The organism is Streptomyces sp. TLI_185 (assembly GCF_003814765.1).
Classification (GTDB): Bacteria; Actinomycetota; Actinomycetes; order Streptomycetales; family Streptomycetaceae; genus Streptomyces.
Genome location: NZ_RKRB01000001.1, coordinates 3,708,779 through 3,726,200, shown reverse-complemented (window position 1 = coordinate 3,726,200; position 17,422 = coordinate 3,708,779). Strand labels below are relative to the sequence as shown.

Sequence of the window (17,422 nt, the reverse complement as noted above, 5' to 3'; positions counted from 1 at the left end):
ATAACTCTTCGATTCCGCCGTACGGGACGATCTCCTCTCGTGCGGCGGATCGTTGATATAGAGGCAGTTGATATAGAGGCATAAGCTCGCCCATAAGCCTCTGCACGCTGGAACTGCCCACCTGAACTGAACACCTGAACCTCTGCACATTCCTATGAGGAAGGCACGGCCGCCGCACGTGAGGGACACACGAGAGAGCCGGCTGCTCCTGGTGCTGCTGATCGCCATCGCGTTCGCGCTGATCACGGTGGACATCCGCGGCGGTGAGGACTCACCGGTCGACGGTGCGCGCCAGGTCGCGGCCACCGTGTTCGGCCCGATCGAGGACGGCATGTCGTCGGCGGTCAACCCGGTCGGCAACGCCGTCTCCGCGGTCCGTGACTCGGGCACCCGGCACGACCGGCTCGCCCGTCTGGAGACGGAGAACGCGGCCCTCAAGTCGAAACTCGGCAGCGACGACCGCAACCGCAGCCGCCTCAAACAGCTCGACAAGATGCTGAAGGTCTCCGCCGAGGGCCAGTACGGCATCAAGGGCGCCCAGGTCATCGCCATAGGAGCGGCCCAGGGCTTCTCCTGGACGATCACCATCGACGTCGGCGCGGCCGACGGCATCAAGCGGGACATGACCGTGCTGAACGGCGACGGCCTGGTCGGACGGGTCACCAACGTCGGCCCCGACGCCTCGACCGTCCTGCTCGCCAACGACCCGGACTTCACCGTCGGCACCCGCATGGAGGGCAGCGACGAGCTCGGCTTCGCCACCGGGCAGGGCGACCGCCCGCTCCGGGTGGAACTGCTCAACTCCAAGGCGGACGTGAAGAAGGGCGACCGGCTGGTCACCTTCGGCTCCGAGGCCGACAAGCCCTTCGTGCCGGGAGTCCCGGTCGGCGTGGTCTCCCGCGTCGACCCGTCCGGCGGCAACCTCACCCGCACCCTCTACGTCACGCCGTACGTCAGCTTCTCCAAGCTCGACATCGTCGGCGTCGTCGTGGAGACCCCGAAGAAGGACCCGCGCGACACGGTGCTCCCCGACAAGCCCCAGCCGACGCCCACACCGACGGTCACCGTCACGGTGACCCCGTCCCCGAGCGCGTCCCTCGACGGCCAGACCCAGCAGCAGTAGGAGCTGAATCCCCATGCGCGTCAACCGGATCCTGCTCTCCTCGGCCCTGGTCGTCGTAGCCCTGGTGGTCCAGGTGAGCGTCCTCGCCCGGCTCCATCTGCCGGGCGCCGTCCCCGACTTGCTGCTGCTCACCGTGCTGGGCCTGGCCCTGGTCTACGGCCATGTCGGCGGCGCCCTCGTCGGCTTCGGCGCGGGCCTGCTCGCCGACCTGGCCCCGCCCGCCGACCACGCCGCCGGCCGCTACGCCCTGGTGCTGTGCGTCATCGGCTACCTGGCCGGGCTGGCCAGACCGGAGAACGGGCGGCTCAAGTCGGCCACCGGTCCCATGATCGTCGTGGTCGCCGCCGCCGTCGGCTCGACCATGCTGTACGCCGGTGTCGGCGCCCTCGTCGGCGACACCGCCGCCCGGCATGTGGGCCTCGTCAGCCTGCTGTTCTCGGCGGCCCTGTACGACCTGCTGCTCGCCCCCTTCGTGGTCCCCGGGATCATGGCCCTGGCCCGGCGCGCGGACAACGACCCGCTCGCCGAGGCCAACTCCCCGTCGAAGAAGGCCACCGACATCACCTCCGGCTGGATCTCCGCCGGGACGGGTCTCAAGCTCGGCGGTCAGCGCGGCGGCCTCGGCAGCCTGAAGACCAAGGCCCGTACCCGCACCGCCCGTGTGGGCCGCATCAAGGGGGTCAAGCGGCTGTGACGAGGCGGGAGTTGGCGGCGGGCGGTATTCACAGCTCCGTCGTATATGACACGTACACACACTGAGAGGGGGAGGCAGCCGCAGTGACCAACATTCCCGAGACCGGACGGACCCCAAGGGTCCAGATCCGGCTCGTCGTCATCCAGATCCTCGTCCTCTCCCTGCTCGGCACGCTCGGCGGCCGGCTGTGGTACCTGCAGATCCGCGAGGGCAGCGAGTACGCCAAGGAGGCGTCCGGCAACCACGTCCAGCAGGTCGTCGATCCCGCCGTACGCGGCTCGATCCTGGACGCGCGCGGTGTGGCGCTCGCCGACAACGAGACCCGCCTCGTGGTCTCCGCCTCCCGCACCGACCTGCTGAAGATGAAGGACGACGGCAAGGCCGTCCTCACCAAGCTGGCCAAGGTCCTGGGCATGAAGCCCAAGGAGGTCATGCAGCGGGTCCGGCTGTGCGACGCCAAGACCCCCCAGCCCTGCTGGAACGGCTCGCCCTTCCAGCCGATCCCCATCACCGACGAGGCCACGCCCCGCCAGGCCATGCAGATCCGCGAGCGCTCCGAGGACTTCCCCGGCATCACCGCCGAGCCCGAGGCGCTGCGCCGCTACCCGGGCCCCGGCAAGTCCAACACCGCGCAGGTCCTCGGCTATCTCTCGCCCGTCACCGACGACGAGATCCAGAAGGCCAAGGACACCGACTCGCCCTATCTCCGCTCCGACCAGGTCGGCCGCTCCGGCCTGGAGCGCCAGTACGACAAGGAACTGCGCGGCAAGGCCGGCGTCACCCGCTACGAGGTCGACAACCTCGGCCGCGTCATCGGCAAGGCCAAGTCCGATCCCGCCGAGGCCGGTTCGACCCTCGTCACCAGCATCGACTCCCGCGTCCAGCGGGTCGCCGAGTACGAACTGCACAACGCGATGAAGATCGCCCGCGGCCAGTACGACAAGGTCACCGGCGAGAAGTACAAGGCCGACTCGGGTGCCGTCATCGTGATGGAGGCCAAGACCGGCCGTATCGTCGCCATGGCGTCCGCACCGACGTACGACCCGAACGTCTGGGTCGGCGGCATCTCCGCCAAGGACTACAAGCAGCTCACCGGCAAGGATTCCGACTACCCGCTGCTCAATCGGGCCATACAGGGTCAGTCCGCGCCGGGTTCGACCTTCAAGGTGGTCTCCACGGCCGCCGCGGTCCAGGCCGGCTACGCCTGGGACGGCGGCTACCCCTGCACCAGCTCGTACTCGGTGGGCGGTCAGGTCTTCAAGAACTTCGAGGGCGAGAGCTTCGGCCCCATCTCGCTGGGCCGGGCCCTGGAAGTCTCCTGCGACACCGTCTTCTACGGCCTCGCCGACCGCGAGTGGAAGAAGGACGGCGGCATCAACCCGAAGAAGGGCGAGCCCAAGGACTACTTCTACAAGACCGCCCACCAGTTCGGCCTCGGCAAGCAGACGGGCATCGACCTCCCGAACGAGGTCACCGGCCGCGTCCCCGACCGCAAGTGGAAGGAGGACTACTGGAAGGCCAACAAGGACGCCTGGTGCAAGAGCGGCAAAAAGGGCGGCACTTACGTCCAGAGGATCGAGTACGAGGGGTGCCTCGAAGGCTACAAGATGCGCGAGGGCGACTCGATCAACTACTCCATCGGCCAGGGTGACACCCTTCTCACCCCGATCCAGGAGGCCACGATCTACGGGGCTCTCGCCAACGGCGGCACCGAGCACGTCCCGACCATCGGCAAGGCGATCATCAGCGCCGACGGCAGGACGGTCAAGGAGATCAAGCCCCAGGTCCTGCGCAAGCTCCCGATCAGCGAGGCCACGCACAAGGGCATCGACAAGGCCCTCGCGGGCGTCATCACCGCCGGTACCGCCGCCTGGAAGTTCAAGGGCTGGCCACAGGACAAGATCACGCTGCACGCCAAGACCGGTACCGCGGAGGTCTACGGCAAGCAGACCACCTCATGGCTCGCGACGTACTCCAAGGACTACTCGGTCGTCATGACGATCGCCCAGGCCGGTACGGGTTCCGGTGCCTCCGGTGAGGCCGTCCGCAGCATCTACAGCGCTCTCTACGGCGTCCAGCCCGACGGCTCGATCGACAACAAGAAGGCACTGCTGCCCAGCCCGCAGAAGGGCCTGCCCAAGGTCAAGACGGACGGCACGATCGCCTCGCCGAAGGTGCCCAAGGACCCGGCCAAGGAACTCCACGCCAACGACAACGCCAGCCCCTCCCCGGGCGGCACCCAGCCCGCCGCGACCACGGCCTCGCCCACGTCGACCAACCGGACCACCCGCAGGCGGCCGCGCAGGCGGGGAAGCCGGAGGATGCTCACATGACCGGTGCAGGCAGCTTCTCCGTCCCCGGGTACGGCCCCCGGCGCGCCGGCTGGACCCGCATCTTCGCCCGTGACTCGGTGGCCCGCCGCCTGGACTGGCCGATGCTGCTGGCGGCCCTCGCGCTCTCGGCGATCGGCTCGGTGCTGGTCTTCTCGGCGACCCGCAACCGCACCGAGATCAACCAGGGCGACCAGTACTACTTCCTCATCCGGCACATCGTGAACACCGGCATCGGGTTCGCCCTGATGGCCGGCACGGTCTGGCTCGGCCACCGCACCCTGCGCACCGCCGTCCCGATCCTGTACGGCGCCTCGGTGTTCCTGATCCTGCTGGTGCTCACCCCGCTCGGCGCCACCATCAACGGCAGCCGCAACTGGATCGTCTTCGGCGGCGGCTTCTCCCTGCAGCCCGCCGAGTTCGTGAAGGTCACGATCATCCTGGGCATGGCGATGCTGCTCGCCGCCCGGGTGGACGCGGGCGACAGACCGTACCCCGACCACCGCACGGTCCTGCAGTCCCTGGGCCTGGCCGCCGTACCCATCCTGATCGTGCTGCTCATGCCCGACCTCGGCACGGTCCTGGTCCTGGTGACCATCATCCTGGGCGTGCTGCTCGCCTCCGGCGCCTCCAACCGCTGGGTCTTCGGCCTGATCACGGCCGGCGTCGTCGGCTGCATCGCCATCTGGCAGCTGCACATCCTGGACGAGTACCAGATCAACCGCTTCGCGGCCTTCGCCAACCCCAGCCTCGACCCGGCGGGCGTCGGCTACAACACCAACCAGGCGCGCATCGCGATCGGTTCGGGCGGTCTGACCGGCGCCGGCCTCTTCCACGGCTCGCAGACCACCGGCCAGTTCGTGCCCGAGCAGCAGACGGACTTCGTCTTCACGGTCGCGGGCGAGGAACTGGGCTTCGTCGGCGCGGGGCTGATCATCCTCCTGCTCGGCGTGGTCCTGTGGCGGGCCTGCCGCATTGCCCGCGACTCGACCGAGCTGTACGGCACGGTCGTCGCCGCCGGGATCGTCGCCTGGTTCGCCTTCCAGACCTTCGAGAACATCGGCATGACCCTCGGCATCATGCCGGTCACCGGCCTGCCACTGCCCTTCGTGTCGTACGGCGGCTCGTCGATGTTCGCGGTGTGGATGGCGGTGGGGCTGCTGCAGTCGATCAGGGTGCAGAGGCCCATGTCGGCGTAGGCCTCCGGCGGTTGCGCCGGGTACGGTGCGGGTGAGAGGGGGGTTGCGGCCCTGGGGGCTGTGCCCCCGGACCCCCCCCCTTCGGCCTGAACGGCCTCGTCCTCAAACGCCGGACGGGCTGAAAGATGCGGCCTCTGTCGTCCCGGCCCGGCAGCAACTAGATTCGGTTCATGGCGGACACAAAGCGGGAGATCGAGCGGAAGTACGAGTCCGAGGACAGCGGCCTGCCCGACCTGACCGGCGTCGCCGGTGTCGACGCGGTCGTCGACAAAGGGGTCGCGCATCTGGACGCCACCTACTACGACACCTCCGACGAACGCCTCGCCGCGTCATCGATCACCCTGCGCCGCCGCACCGGGGGTTCCGACGCGGGCTGGCACCTGAAGTTCCCGGTCGCCCCCGGCGTCCGCGACGAGATCCAGGCGCCGCTCTCCGACACCGTCCCGCGCAGCCTCGCCGGCCTGGTCCGCTCCCGGGTCCGCGACGCCGAGCTGCTGCCCGTGGTCCGGCTGCGCTCCGACCGCGACGTCCGCGACCTCGTCGATGCCGGGGGCCGGCTGCTCGCAGAGGTCAGCGTGGACGCCGTACGCGCCGAACGGCTCACCGGCGACGGCGGTTCGGCCCAGTGGACAGAGCTGGAGGTGGAACTCGCCGACGGCGGCGACCCCGCCTTCCTCGACAAGGTCGACAAGCGGCTGCGCAAGGCGGGCGTACGACCCTCCGCATCGGCTTCCAAGCTGGCCCGTGCCCTGGCGGAGACCGCGCCGAAGAAGAGGCGCGGGAAGAAGCAGCAGCAGGTGAAGCCGCCCGTGACGGCCGGCGAGCACGTCCTCGCCTACGTCCGCGAGCAGCGCGACGCGATCATCGAACTCGACCCTGCCGTACGCCAGGACGTGTACGACTCCGTGCACCGCATGCGCGTCGCCACCCGCCGTATGCGCAGCGCCTTCCGCTCGTACGGCAAGGTCCTCGACCGGACGGTCACCGACCCCATCGGCGTCGAACTGAAGTGGCTGGCCGGCGAGCTCGGCGTGGACCGGGACCGGGAGGTGCTGACCGAGCGACTGTCGGCGGCCCTGGACGAACTGCCCAGGACACTGCTCTCCGGCCCCATCCGCACCCGGCTGCGCACCTGGATGAACGCCCGCCACGGCGGATCCCGCCGCCGTCTGACCGGCGTCCTGGACTCCCAGCGCTATCTGAAGCTGCTCGACAGCCTGGACGCGCTGGTCGCGGACCCGCCGGTGCTGGAGGCGGCCGCCGGAAAGCCGGAGAAGGTGATCGCCAAGGCCGTACGGAAGGACTTCGGAAAGCTGTCCGAGCTGGTCGAGCAGGCCATCGCCCTGGAACCCGGCCACGAACGCGACCTCGCCCTGCACGAGGCCCGCAAGAAGGCCAAGCGGACGCGGTACTCGGCGGAGGCCGCCGCACCGGCCCTCGGCAGCCCGGCGACCGCGCTGACCAAGTCGATGAAGTCCCTCCAGAGCCTGCTCGGCGACCACCAGGACAGCTTCATGACCCGCCAGACCCTGCGCGAGCTGTCCGCCGTGGCCCACGCGGCGGGGGAGAGCTCGTTCACGTACGGAGTCCTCTACGGCCGCGAGGAGGCGCGCGCCACGGCCGTGGAGACACAGGTGCCGGCCGCCTGGCGGGAGGTCAAGGACGGGATGCAGGTCTGAGCGGTCGGGGCGGGTGCACGGCCGCGTTAGGCTAGATGGTCACCCCTGTCAGTTCAGGTCGTCCCATCAGCCCACCCCACGAAGGTTCGCGAGATGTCTGCCGAAGTCGCTGCGGCCGCCGAGTCTGTGTTCCCGCAGCTCGAAGCTCTGCTCCCGCATGTGCAGAAGCCGATCCAGTACGTCGGCGGAGAGCTCAACTCCACGGTCAAGCCGTGGGAGTCCTGTGACGTCCGCTGGGCGCTCATGTACCCGGACGCCTACGAGGTCGGGCTGCCCAACCAGGGCGTCATGATCCTCTACGAGGTCCTGAACGAGCAGGAGGGCGTCCTCGCCGAGCGCACCTACAGCGTGTGGCCGGACCTGGAGGCGCTGATGCGGGAGCACGCCGTCCCGCAGTTCACGGTGGACAGCCACCGGCCGGTGAAGGCCTTCGACGTGTTCGGGCTGAGCTTCTCCACGGAGCTCGGCTACACGAACATGCTGACGGCGCTGGACCTCGCCGGAATCCCCCTGGAGTCCAAGGACAGGGGACTGGACGACCCGATCGTCCTGGCCGGCGGCCACGCGGCCTTCAACCCCGAGCCGATCGCGGACTTCATCGACGCGGCGATCATCGGCGACGGCGAGCAGGCCGTGCTGGACATGACGAAGATCATCCGTGACTGGAAGGCGGAGGGCCGCCCCGGCGGCCGCGAGGAGGTCCTGTTCCGCCTCGCGAAGACGGGCTCGGTCTACATCCCCGCGTTCTACGACGTGGAGTACCTCCCCGACGGCCGTATCGCCCGTGTCGTACCGAACAAGTCGGGCGTGCCGTGGCGCGTCTCCAAGCACACCGTCATGGACCTCGACGAGTGGCCGTACCCCAAGCAGCCCCTCGTCCCGCTGGCCGAGACCGTCCACGAGCGGATGTCGGTGGAGATCTTCCGCGGCTGCACCCGCGGCTGCCGCTTCTGCCAGGCCGGCATGATCACGCGCCCGGTCCGCGAGCGTTCCATCACGGGCATCGGCGACATGGTGGAGAAGGGCCTGAAGGCGACGGGTTTCGAGGAGGTCGGCCTCCTCTCCCTGTCCTCCGCGGACCACAGCGAGATCGGCGACATCGCCAAGGGCCTCGCGGACCGGTACGAGGAGGACAAGATCGGTCTGTCCCTCCCCTCCACCCGTGTGGACGCTTTCAACGTCGACCTGGCGAACGAGCTCACGCGCAACGGCCGCCGTTCCGGCCTCACCTTCGCCCCCGAGGGCGGCTCGGAGCGCATGCGCAAGGTCATCAACAAGATGGTCTCGGAAGAGGACCTGATCAGGACGGTCTCCACCGCCTACGGCAACGGCTGGCGTCAGGTGAAGCTGTACTTCATGTGCGGCCTGCCGACGGAGACGGACGAGGACGTCCTGCAGATCGCCGACATGGCGATGAACGTGATCGCCGAGGGTCGCAAGGTCTCCGGCCAGAACGACATCCGCTGCACGGTCTCGATCGGCGGCTTCGTCCCCAAGCCCCACACGCCGTTCCAGTGGGCTCCCCAGCTCTCCGCCGAGGAGACGGACGCCCGCCTCGAAAAGCTCCGTGACAAGATCCGCGGCGACAAGAAGTACGGCCGCTCGATCGGCTTCCGCTACCACGACGGCAAGCCCGGCATCGTAGAGGGCCTCCTCTCCCGCGGCGACCGCCGCATCGGCCCCGTCATCCGCGCCGTCTACGAGGACGGCGGCCGCTTCGACGGCTGGCGCGAGCACTTCTCCTACGACCGCTGGATGAGCTGCGCGGAAAAGGTGCTGCCCGCCTTCGGCGTGGACGTCGACTGGTACACCACGCGCGAGAAGGCGTACGAGGAGGTCCTGCCCTGGGACCACCTCGACTCGGGCCTCGACAAGGACTGGCTCTGGGAGGACTGGCAGGACGCCCTCGACGAGACGGAGGTCGAGGACTGCCGGTGGACGCCGTGCTTCGACTGTGGGGTGTGCCCGCAGATGGACACGCATATCCAGATCGGCCCGACGGGCAAGAAGCTGCTGCCGCTGACGGTGAAGAACGCTGCGGCGGCCCCGAGTGGGCACGTGCACTGAGGACACCGGCGCAGCCCGGCATGCGGGGGGCTCGGGGGGTCCATATGGTGGAAGGGCAAGCAGTCGGCGCGTGGGCGTTGTGCTCTGCGCGTGCCGCGTGTCGGCACCGTACTGCACCGGAAGGTGGTCCCGAGATGGCCGCTACCTCAGACGCCCCCGTTCTGGACACGCTCGCTGCCATGACCCTCGACTCGATCGAGCGCTGCGGAATGGATGAGGGGTCGCTGATCCTCACCCGCATCGCAGCGCTCGTGGCCATGGACGCACCGGCGATCTCGTACCTTGCCCACGTCGGTCCTGCGCTCAAGGCCAATCTGACGCTTGAGCAGGTGCAGGACGTTCTTGTCGCGATCGCCCCCGTTGTCGGCACGGCGCGTGTCATGGCGGCGGCAGGCCACATCACCGAGGCGCTCGGCTTTGCCGTCGCGGTGGCCGAGTCGGACGCCGAAGCGATGGCCGATGAATCGGCCAGGAGCCAGGGCAAGTCCTGACGCCCCGACCTTGCCGCCGGGGATCATGAACATCGCCATGACGAGGGTGTAGGCCGTGATCGCGCCCTGGATGCCGGTCACGGTCGTGCCCACGTACTCGGCCACCGTCGCGATCGAGACATTCATGGCGGACATGCATGGCGACCGGCCCGGGGCCGTTCTCACACCTGGTTGTCCGGTTCGGTCGTCCCGGTCCGTAGGGTGGGCTCCGAACAGAAGATCAGCGCGAATCAGGAGGGGACTTCGTGCCCGTCGTCTCCATCGTCACCCCGGTACACGGCGGCGCTGTCGGTTTCCTTCCTGACGCCTACGCCTCCCTGCTCGACCAGGAACTTCCCGGCGGATGGTCGTGGGAGTGGTGTGTACAGGAGGACGGCAGCGACGTACGTGCACAGTCGTATCTGCCGGCCGACGATCCGCGGATCCGGGTTGCGGCGTCCCGCGCCGGCGGCCCGCACGTGGCACGGACCATGGCGTTCGCGCGCTCGACCGGTGCCTATGTGAAGACGCTGGACGCCGATGACCAGCTCACCGCCGGCACTCTCGCCCGGGACATCGCCGTGCTGGAGGAGGACGCCTCGGTCGGCTGGACCACGTCGCGGGTCGTCGATCTCCTCGAGGACGGCAGCACCGTCTCGTTCGAATCGAGCGACCCGCAACCGGGCCGGCTCCCCAGGGGAAGCGCGTTCGGCTTCTGGGCCGAGCACCACCGGCCGCAGGTCCATCCCGCCACCCTGTGCGTGAGGCGCTCCCTGCTGGCGCTGCTGGGCGGCTGGATGGCCCTGCCCGCCTCGGGCGACACCGGGCTCCTGCTCGGTCTGGACGCCTTGGCGGACGGATGGTTCATCGGCGAGACCGGACTTGCCTACCGCAAGCACGGCGGCCAGATCACCGCCCACCCCGACCATCGCAGCGGGGCGGAGTGGGAGGCCCGTATGTCCCTGATCCGTGAACATGCGGAGGCGATCCGGGCGTGGGCCGACACCGGGGTTCAGCTGTCGCCGGAGCCCGGGCCGTAGAGCGCAGCGATGTCCTTGGACGATGCCCACCGGCTGTAGGTGGGGGACTGGGGCCAGCCCTCGGGTGAGTCCTGCCATTCCTCCTGGCGGCCGTATGGGAGGAGATCGATCAGCGCGAAGCTGTGACCGATCTGCTCGGTGCCGCGGCCGTTGGTGTGCCAGGTGCGAAAGACGGTGTCGCCGTCGCGCAGGAAGACGTTGACCGCGAATCCGCCGCCGGGCGGTGCGCCGACGTCGGTCCCGAAGGAGCTGTTGGCGGTCGAGTACCAGGTCATGCGGTTGCCGACGCGCCGCTTGTAGGCGAGTGCCTCTTCGATGGGGCCCTGGGTGACGACGACGAAGCGCGCGTCGTAGTTGTCCAGGAACTCCAGGCGGGTGTACTGCGAGGTGAAGCCCGTGCAGCCCGGGCACTGCCATTCCTGGCCGGCGAACCACATGTGGTTGTAGACGATCAGCTGCCTCCTGCCTTCGAAGACGTCCGCCAGCCGGACGGGGCCGTCCTCGCCCTCGAGGGTGTAGTCGGGCATCTCGACCATCGGCAGCCGGCGGCGCTCGGCGGCGATGGCGTCGAGCTCCCGCGTCGCGGCCTTCTCCCGGGCGCGCAGTGTCTCCAGCCTGTGCTCCCAGGTTGCGGCGTCGACGACGGGTGGTAGTGCGTGGGTGGTCATGGTTCCCCTCACAGAGCTCGCGCGTGACTTTCGCTGGTGTGGAGGTAGACCCCGCCGGGCTCCGGAACTCATCGGCGCACCGACGAGGGATCCGGACGGGCGGCCCTGGCGTCTGTGGGGGTATGGATCTGCAGAAGCCGCCCGCCGAACACCCCGAACAGCAGCCCGCGCGGCAGTCGCCCGAAGGGTGCCTCGTCGTTGCGATCCGTCTTCCCGTGCGGATCGTCGTGCTCGTGCTGGTCGTGCCGGTGCGGATGGTGTGGGATGCGCTCGTGGTCGCCGGGCGGTTTGTGAACAACACCGTGTTCCGGCCAGTGGGACGGGCGTTGCTGTGGGTCGCGCGGGCCGTGTTCGTATGGCCCTTCGTGGGGCTTTGGCGGTATGTCGTCGTGCCGCTCGGCAGGGCGTCGGGGTGGCTCGGGAACGTGCTCGTGGTGGTGCCGCTGAAGTGGTTCCACCGCTACGTCCTGACTCCGCTGGGGCAGGCCCTGGTGTGGGTGTACGCGCGCGTTCTCGCGCCCGTCGGGCATGGCGTGATGTGGCTGCTCAGGGGGATCGGGGCGGTGCTCGCCCTGCTCGGGGCCGGTGTGTACGCCGGGGCTGCGTGGCTGGTGCGGTATCTCGTCGTCGTTCCCGCGATGCGGGTGTACGAGTGGGTGCTCGCGCCGGTCGGCCGGGCGATCGCCTGGGTCGCGCGCACCGTCGCCACCGGGGTCGGGATCGGGCTGTACTGGGTGGGGCGGGTGCTGTTCGTGCTGCCCGCGCTCGCGCTGTGGCGGTGGGTGCTGGTGCCCGTCGGGCGGTTCCTCGCCGTCGTCGGGCGTGAGGTGGGGCAGGCGATCGGGCATGCCTGGCGGGTGGCAGGGCGGATCTCGCTCGCCGTGGGGCGGGCTCTGGCGACCCTCTTCCGGTGGATCTTCGTGGAGCCGGTGCGCTGGGCCTACCGGACCGTGCTCACTCCCGTCGGACATGTCGTACGGGACGCCGTGCTGCGGCCCGCCGCCGAGGCGGCGCGCAGTATGGGGCGGGCCACCCGGCTGGCGCTCGCCTCCGCCCGGGAGTCCGCGCGACAGGCGCGCGCCGACTTCCGGCGGATGCTCTTCGGGGAGCCCGATCGGACCGAGGCCGTGGACCGGCGGGAACCTCCGGGCCGCGAGACACGTACTCTTGGTAGCAGTACGACCGCTCTCACGAAGGACTGAACGACACTGGGCAAGCGACAGCCCGAAGGCCCGCCGCCCGCACCCGCGGTGCAGCGCATCCGACTGCGCTACACCAAGCGCGGCCGCCTCCGGTTCACCAGCCACCGTGACTTCCAGCGCGCCTTCGAGCGTGCGCTGCGCCGCGCCGAGGTGCCCATGGCGTACTCGGCGGGGTTCACGCCGCATCCGAAGGTGTCGTACGCCAATGCCGCACCCACCGGCACGGGCAGTGAGGCGGAGTATCTGGAGATCGCCCTCACCGAGGCGCGGGATCCGGAGAAGCTGAGGCTTCTGCTCGACGAGTCGCTGCCCGCCGGGCTCGACGTCGTCGATGCGGTCGAGGCCCGGATCTCCGGGCTCGCCGACCGGCTCACGGCTTCCGTGTGGGAGCTGCGACTGGACGGCGTGGACCCGGCCGAGGCGGCGCGGGCCGTTTCGGCCTTCAACACCGCCGAGGCCGTCGAGGTCCAGCGCATGACCAAGAACGGCGTGCGGACCTTCGACGCCCGCCCCGCGGTCGTACATCTTGAAACGCATAGTGATCCGGCTGATAGGCCGACCGACCAGCCCTGTGCGATACTGCGGCTGGTTGTTCGGCACGTGACGCCTGCCGTACGACCCGACGACGTCCTGTCCGGTCTCCGCGCCGTGGCCGACCTGGCGCCGCCGGTCCCCGCTGCGGTGACCAGGCTGGCGCAGGGGCTGCTCGATGAAGAGACCGGCACGGTGACCGACCCGCTCGCGCCCGACCGCGAGGCAGCGACGGCCCGACCCACGGCCGATTCCGCTGCCGCCGCGAAGGCGTCGGCGTAAGGAAGGTCCCGCGAAGGACGGACGTCGAAGCGTCGCCCTCGTACTCGGGAGCCACCTGGGTCGGGCAGCGCACCGACACAGAAGACTTTCGCCAGGCCGTATGCATTCGGTGTACGGAACCGGCGAGACAGGACACAGAGAGCTCCCGTGCGGCGCCCGCGCCCCGGACGGCGGCACCGCGCATCGCGCGAGCCGCGGACGTCACCGGCGATCAACGCCGGACCAGGCGCGGCGCCCGGGAGCCTGACGGGAGAAATGCCCGCATGCTCGAGCCGACCGAACCCACTGAGGGTTCCGAACTGAACACCCCCAGCGACACCTTGCCGCCGCGTCGTCGGCGCCGTGCCGCTTCACGCCCGGCGGGTCCCCCCGCCGCGGCCGCCTCCGAAACCCCGGAGGAGATCGTCGCGCCGGCCATACCGGCCGACAGCGACAGCGAGAAGAAGCCCGACGAGGCCGACGAGGTCGCTGAGGCCGAGGAGACCGAAGAGGTCGCCGAGGCGCCCTCGGTCGTCGAGGAGGCCGCGCCTGCCGGGCGTGCGCGTCGTCGTGCGACCCGCCGTGTGTCCGCGCCTGCCGGCGCGACCGCTGCCGCCGAGGCCGCCGAGACCGTGGTGGCCGCTGCGGCTCCGGTCGAGGAGCGGGAGAGCGCGGCCGTCGCCGAGGTTCCTGCCGAGGCGGCCGCTGAGCCCGACGAGGACGCAGCTCCGCGCCGCACCCGTCGTCGTGCCACGCGCCGTGTGTCGGCGCCCGGCGAGGCGCCCGTGACCACCGAGGCGCCCGCCGAGGAGACCGAGACGCCCGCCGTGGCCGAGGCGCCCGCCGCCGAGGTTGCAGAGCCGGCCGAGGACGCCGCTCCGCGTCGTACCCGTCGTCGTGCCACGCGTCGCGTGTCCACGCCGGTCGAGGAGACCGCCGGTACCGAAGAGGCGCCGGCTGTTGAGGAGCCCGTCGCCGCTCCGGCTGCCGAGCAGGCCGAGGAGGACGGCGCGCCGCGGCGTACGCGTCGCCGGACCGCTCGTAAGGCCGCCACCGGGTTCGCCGAGCCCGCGCAGGCCGCCGGTGCCGCCAAGGGCGCCGAGAACGCCGAGGACGAGGGTCCGCGGCGGCCGGCCCGGCCCGCCGTCGCCGTGTTCCAGGCGCCCGTGTTCACCGAGCCGCAGTTCCAGACCCCGCAGCGCGCCGCCGCCGAAGCGGCCGCCGAGGCCGAGACCGTCGAGCCGGAGGAACTCCCCGAGGAGCAGACCGGGGCGCGGCGCCGTCGCCGTCGCCGCGGTGCCACCGCCGGCGAGGAGGCCGAGCCGCAGGCCGTGGAGACCACCGTGGAGGACGAGGCGGAGGAGGCCGAGGAATCGGTCGAGGACGCCGCCGAGGGCGACGATTCGGAGGAGACCGGTTCGCGCCGTCGCCGTCGCCGTGGCGGCCGTCGCCGTCGCCGTGGCGAGTCCGCCGAGTCCGCCGGTGAGGACGAGTCGGAGGAGTCCGACGAGCTCGCCGCCGTACAGGCCGAGCAGGACGCCGAGGACACCGCCGAGCAGGTCGAGGACGACGAGGAGGACGAGGCCGGCGAGAGCGGCGGCTCCAGCACCAGCAGCCGTCGGCGCCGTCGCCGTCGTCGTCGTGCCGGTGACTCCTCCGTGGACACCGAGCCCGGCGACGGTGACCCCGAGCGCACGGTCGTCAAGGTCCGCGAGCCCCGCCCGAAGGCCGAGCCGTCCGACGAGGTGCAGTCCATCAAGGGCTCCACGCGTCTGGAGGCCAAGAAGCAGCGCCGCCGCGAGGGCCGTGAGCAGGGCCGCCGACGTGTCCCGATCATCACCGAGGCCGAGTTCCTGGCCCGCCGTGAGGCCGTCGAGCGCGTGATGGTCGTCCGGCAGAGCGGTGAGCGCACGCAGATCGGCGTCCTGGAGGACGGCGTGCTCGTCGAGCACTACGTCAACAAGGAGCAGTCGACCTCGTACGTCGGCAACGTGTACCTGGGCAAGGTGCAGAACGTACTGCCCTCGATGGAGGCCGCCTTCATCGACATCGGCAAGGGCCGCAACGCCGTCCTGTACGCCGGTGAGGTCAACTTCGAGGCGCTCGGCATGGCCAACGGGCCGCGCCGCATCGAGTCCGCCCTGAAGTCCGGCCAGTCGGTCCTCGTCCAGGTGACGAAGGACCCGATCGGGCACAAGGGTGCGCGTCTGACCAGCCAGGTCTCCCTCCCGGGCCGCTACCTCGTGTACGTCCCCGAGGGCTCGATGACCGGCATCAGCCGCAAGCTGCCCGACACCGAGCGGGCCCGGCTGAAGACCATCCTCAAGAAGATCGTCCCCGAGGACGCGGGCGTCATCGTGCGCACCGCCGCCGAGGGCGCGAGCGAGGACGAGCTGCGCCGCGACGTCGAGCGACTGCAGGCGCAGTGGGAGGACATCCAGAAGAAGTCGAAGAACGGCAACGCCCCGACGCTGCTGTACGGCGAGCCGGACATGACCGTCCGCGTCGTCCGCGACATCTTCAACGAGGACTTCACCAAGGTCGTCGTCAGCGGTGACGACGCGTGGGAGACCATCCACGGATACGTCTCGCACGTCGCGCCCGACCTGGCCGACCGGCTGTCGAAGTGGACCAGCGAGGTCGACGTCTTCGCCACGTACCGGATCGACGAGCAGCTCGCCAAGGCCCTGGACCGCAAGGTCTGGCTGCCCAGCGGTGGTTCGCTGGTGATCGACCGGACCGAGGCGATGGTCGTCGTCGACGTCAACACCGGCAAGTTCACCGGCCAGGGCGGCAACCTCGAGGAGACCGTCACCAGGAACAACCTGGAGGCGGCCGAGGAGATCGTGCGTCAACTGCGGCTGCGCGACCTCGGCGGCATCATCGTCATCGACTTCATCGACATGGTGCTGGAGTCCAACCGGGACCTGGTGCTGCGGCGCCTGCTGGAGTGCCTGGGCCGGGACCGTACGAAGCACCAGGTCGCCGAGGTCACCTCGCTGGGCCTCGTCCAGATGACCCGCAAGCGGGTCGGACAGGGCCTGCTGGAGTCCTTCTCCGAGACCTGCGTCCACTGCAACGGCCGCGGTGTCATCGTGCACATGGAGCAGCCGACCTCCGCCGGTGGCGGCGGCAAGCGCAAGAAGCGCGGGCGCGGCGGCGACGGGCACGTGCACGAGCACGAGGCCGTGGCGGCCGTCGAGGCTCCGGAGGCCGTCGAGGAGACCGAGGCCGAGGTCGCTGCCGAGGCCGCGGCACCGGTCGCGCTGTCCGAGCCCGCCTTCGCGCCGGACGAGGAGCTGTACAGCAGCGTCGCCGAGGCGGAGGCCGCGGTCGGCCGTGGCCGTTCGCGGCGCCGGGCGAGCCGTCGGGCGTCCGCTCCGGCGGGTGCGCCCCGGCGTGAGGCACCGCGTCACGAGGAGGCCGAGGCGCCGACCGCTCAGGACGTGACGGTCGAGGCAGAGGTGGAGCGTCCGGTGCAGCCGGAACCCGCCGCCGAGGCGCTGGCCGAGCCCGCTGCCGTCGAGGACGCGGTCGTCCAGGCCGCCCCCGCCGAGGCTCCGGCCGTCGAGGAGGCCGCGCCCAAGGGGCGTACGCGCCGTCGTGCGACCCGCAAGGTGTCCGCGCCGGCCGGATCGCCCGCGGGTGCCGAGGCCGCCGTGGTGACGGTCGCCGAGACTGCGCCGGTCGCGGAGCCCGAGGCTCCGGTCGCGACCGAGGCGGAGGCTCCGGCCGAGAGCGCCGCTCCGGCCCGCCCGCGGCGCCGTGCGGTGCGCAAGGAGACCGCGCCGACCGCGTCCGAGGAGACGGCCGTCGTGGTCGTCCCGTCGGGTGCGGAGGAGCCGGCGGCCGCGGAGGAGAGCGCCGAGGAGGCGGCTCCGGCCAAGAAGACGGCCGCTCGCAAGACGGCCAAGAAGGCCACCGCGAAGAAGGCCGCCACCAAGAAGACCGCGGCCAAGAAGACGGCAGCGAAGAAGGTCACGGCCAAGAAGGCGGCGACGACCGCCAAGACGGCCGCGGCCAAGTCGACGGCGAAGAAGACCGCGGTCTCGGCCGCCGCCGACGAGAGCTGAGCAGTGCCGCGTGCGGCCGGTCCCTGTGACCGGCCGCACGCGTGCGGGGCCCGGCCCGGTTTGACCCCTCCGGCCACGGCCCCGT

Annotated in this window: 12 protein-coding genes; 11 read left to right on the top strand and 1 reads right to left on the bottom strand. The window is 70.5% G+C overall.

Annotated features, from left to right (window positions below; genetic code table 11):
• Window positions 1–178 precede the first annotated feature (178 nt).
• The 8 genes from mreC (at window position 179) to EDD92_RS16975 (ending at window position 10,602) form a co-directional block, all read left to right on the top strand.
• Window positions 179–1,123, top strand: a complete 945-nt coding sequence (gene mreC / locus EDD92_RS17010) for a rod shape-determining protein MreC (protein ID WP_123965112.1) — start codon at window positions 179–181, stop codon at window positions 1,121–1,123.
• Between the two features lie 13 nt (window positions 1,124–1,136).
• Complete coding sequence (gene mreD, locus EDD92_RS17005) at window positions 1,137–1,817, top strand: rod shape-determining protein MreD (protein ID WP_123965111.1); 681 nt, start codon at window positions 1,137–1,139, stop codon at window positions 1,815–1,817.
• 83 nt (window positions 1,818–1,900) lie between these two features.
• Window positions 1,901–4,150, top strand: a complete 2,250-nt coding sequence (mrdA, locus tag EDD92_RS17000) for a penicillin-binding protein 2 (RefSeq protein WP_123965110.1) — start codon at window positions 1,901–1,903, stop codon at window positions 4,148–4,150.
• Complete coding sequence (gene rodA / locus EDD92_RS16995) at window positions 4,147–5,346, top strand: rod shape-determining protein RodA (protein WP_123965109.1); 1,200 nt, start codon at window positions 4,147–4,149, stop codon at window positions 5,344–5,346. Before mrdA ends, rodA begins: the two co-directional genes overlap by 4 nt.
• Before the next feature lie 170 nt (window positions 5,347–5,516).
• Complete coding sequence (locus EDD92_RS16990; protein WP_123965108.1) at window positions 5,517–7,025, top strand: CYTH and CHAD domain-containing protein; 1,509 nt, start codon at window positions 5,517–5,519, stop codon at window positions 7,023–7,025.
• Between the two features lie 93 nt (window positions 7,026–7,118).
• Window positions 7,119–9,092 carry a TIGR03960 family B12-binding radical SAM protein gene (locus EDD92_RS16985; RefSeq protein WP_123965107.1) on the top strand — a complete coding sequence of 658 codons (1,974 nt, stop codon included), beginning with the start codon at window positions 7,119–7,121 and terminating at the stop codon, window positions 9,090–9,092.
• Window positions 9,093–9,226: 134 nt separating this feature from the next.
• Window positions 9,227–9,583: a carboxymuconolactone decarboxylase gene (locus tag EDD92_RS16980; RefSeq protein WP_123965106.1), complete on the top strand. Its 357-nt coding sequence runs from the start codon at window positions 9,227–9,229 to the stop codon at window positions 9,581–9,583.
• A gap of 245 nt (window positions 9,584–9,828) precedes the next feature.
• Window positions 9,829–10,602 (top strand): glycosyltransferase, encoded by a 774-nt coding sequence (locus EDD92_RS16975; protein ID WP_123965105.1) that lies wholly within the window; start codon window positions 9,829–9,831, stop codon window positions 10,600–10,602.
• Here EDD92_RS16975 and EDD92_RS16970 read toward each other — a convergent pair.
• The gene (locus EDD92_RS16970; protein ID WP_123965104.1) at window positions 10,575–11,270 is read right to left on the bottom strand and encodes a DUF899 family protein; all 696 of its coding nucleotides are present in this window, start codon (window positions 11,268–11,270) and stop codon (window positions 10,575–10,577) included. The genes EDD92_RS16975 and EDD92_RS16970 overlap by 28 nt on opposite strands.
• A gap of 122 nt (window positions 11,271–11,392) precedes the next feature.
• On the opposite strand from EDD92_RS16970, the gene EDD92_RS16965 reads away from it, so the two are divergent.
• From EDD92_RS16965 to EDD92_RS16955, 3 genes are all read left to right on the top strand, one after another.
• Entirely contained in the window at window positions 11,393–12,472 is a 1,080-nt protein-coding gene (locus EDD92_RS16965) for a hypothetical protein (RefSeq protein ID WP_123965103.1), read from the top strand.
• Between the two features lie 48 nt (window positions 12,473–12,520).
• Entirely contained in the window at window positions 12,521–13,285 is a 765-nt protein-coding gene (locus tag EDD92_RS16960; RefSeq protein ID WP_123965102.1) for a TIGR03936 family radical SAM-associated protein, read from the top strand.
• Between the two features lie 263 nt (window positions 13,286–13,548).
• The gene (locus EDD92_RS16955) at window positions 13,549–17,337 is read left to right on the top strand and encodes an Rne/Rng family ribonuclease (protein WP_123965101.1); all 3,789 of its coding nucleotides are present in this window, start codon (window positions 13,549–13,551) and stop codon (window positions 17,335–17,337) included.
• Window positions 17,338–17,422 lie beyond the last annotated feature (85 nt).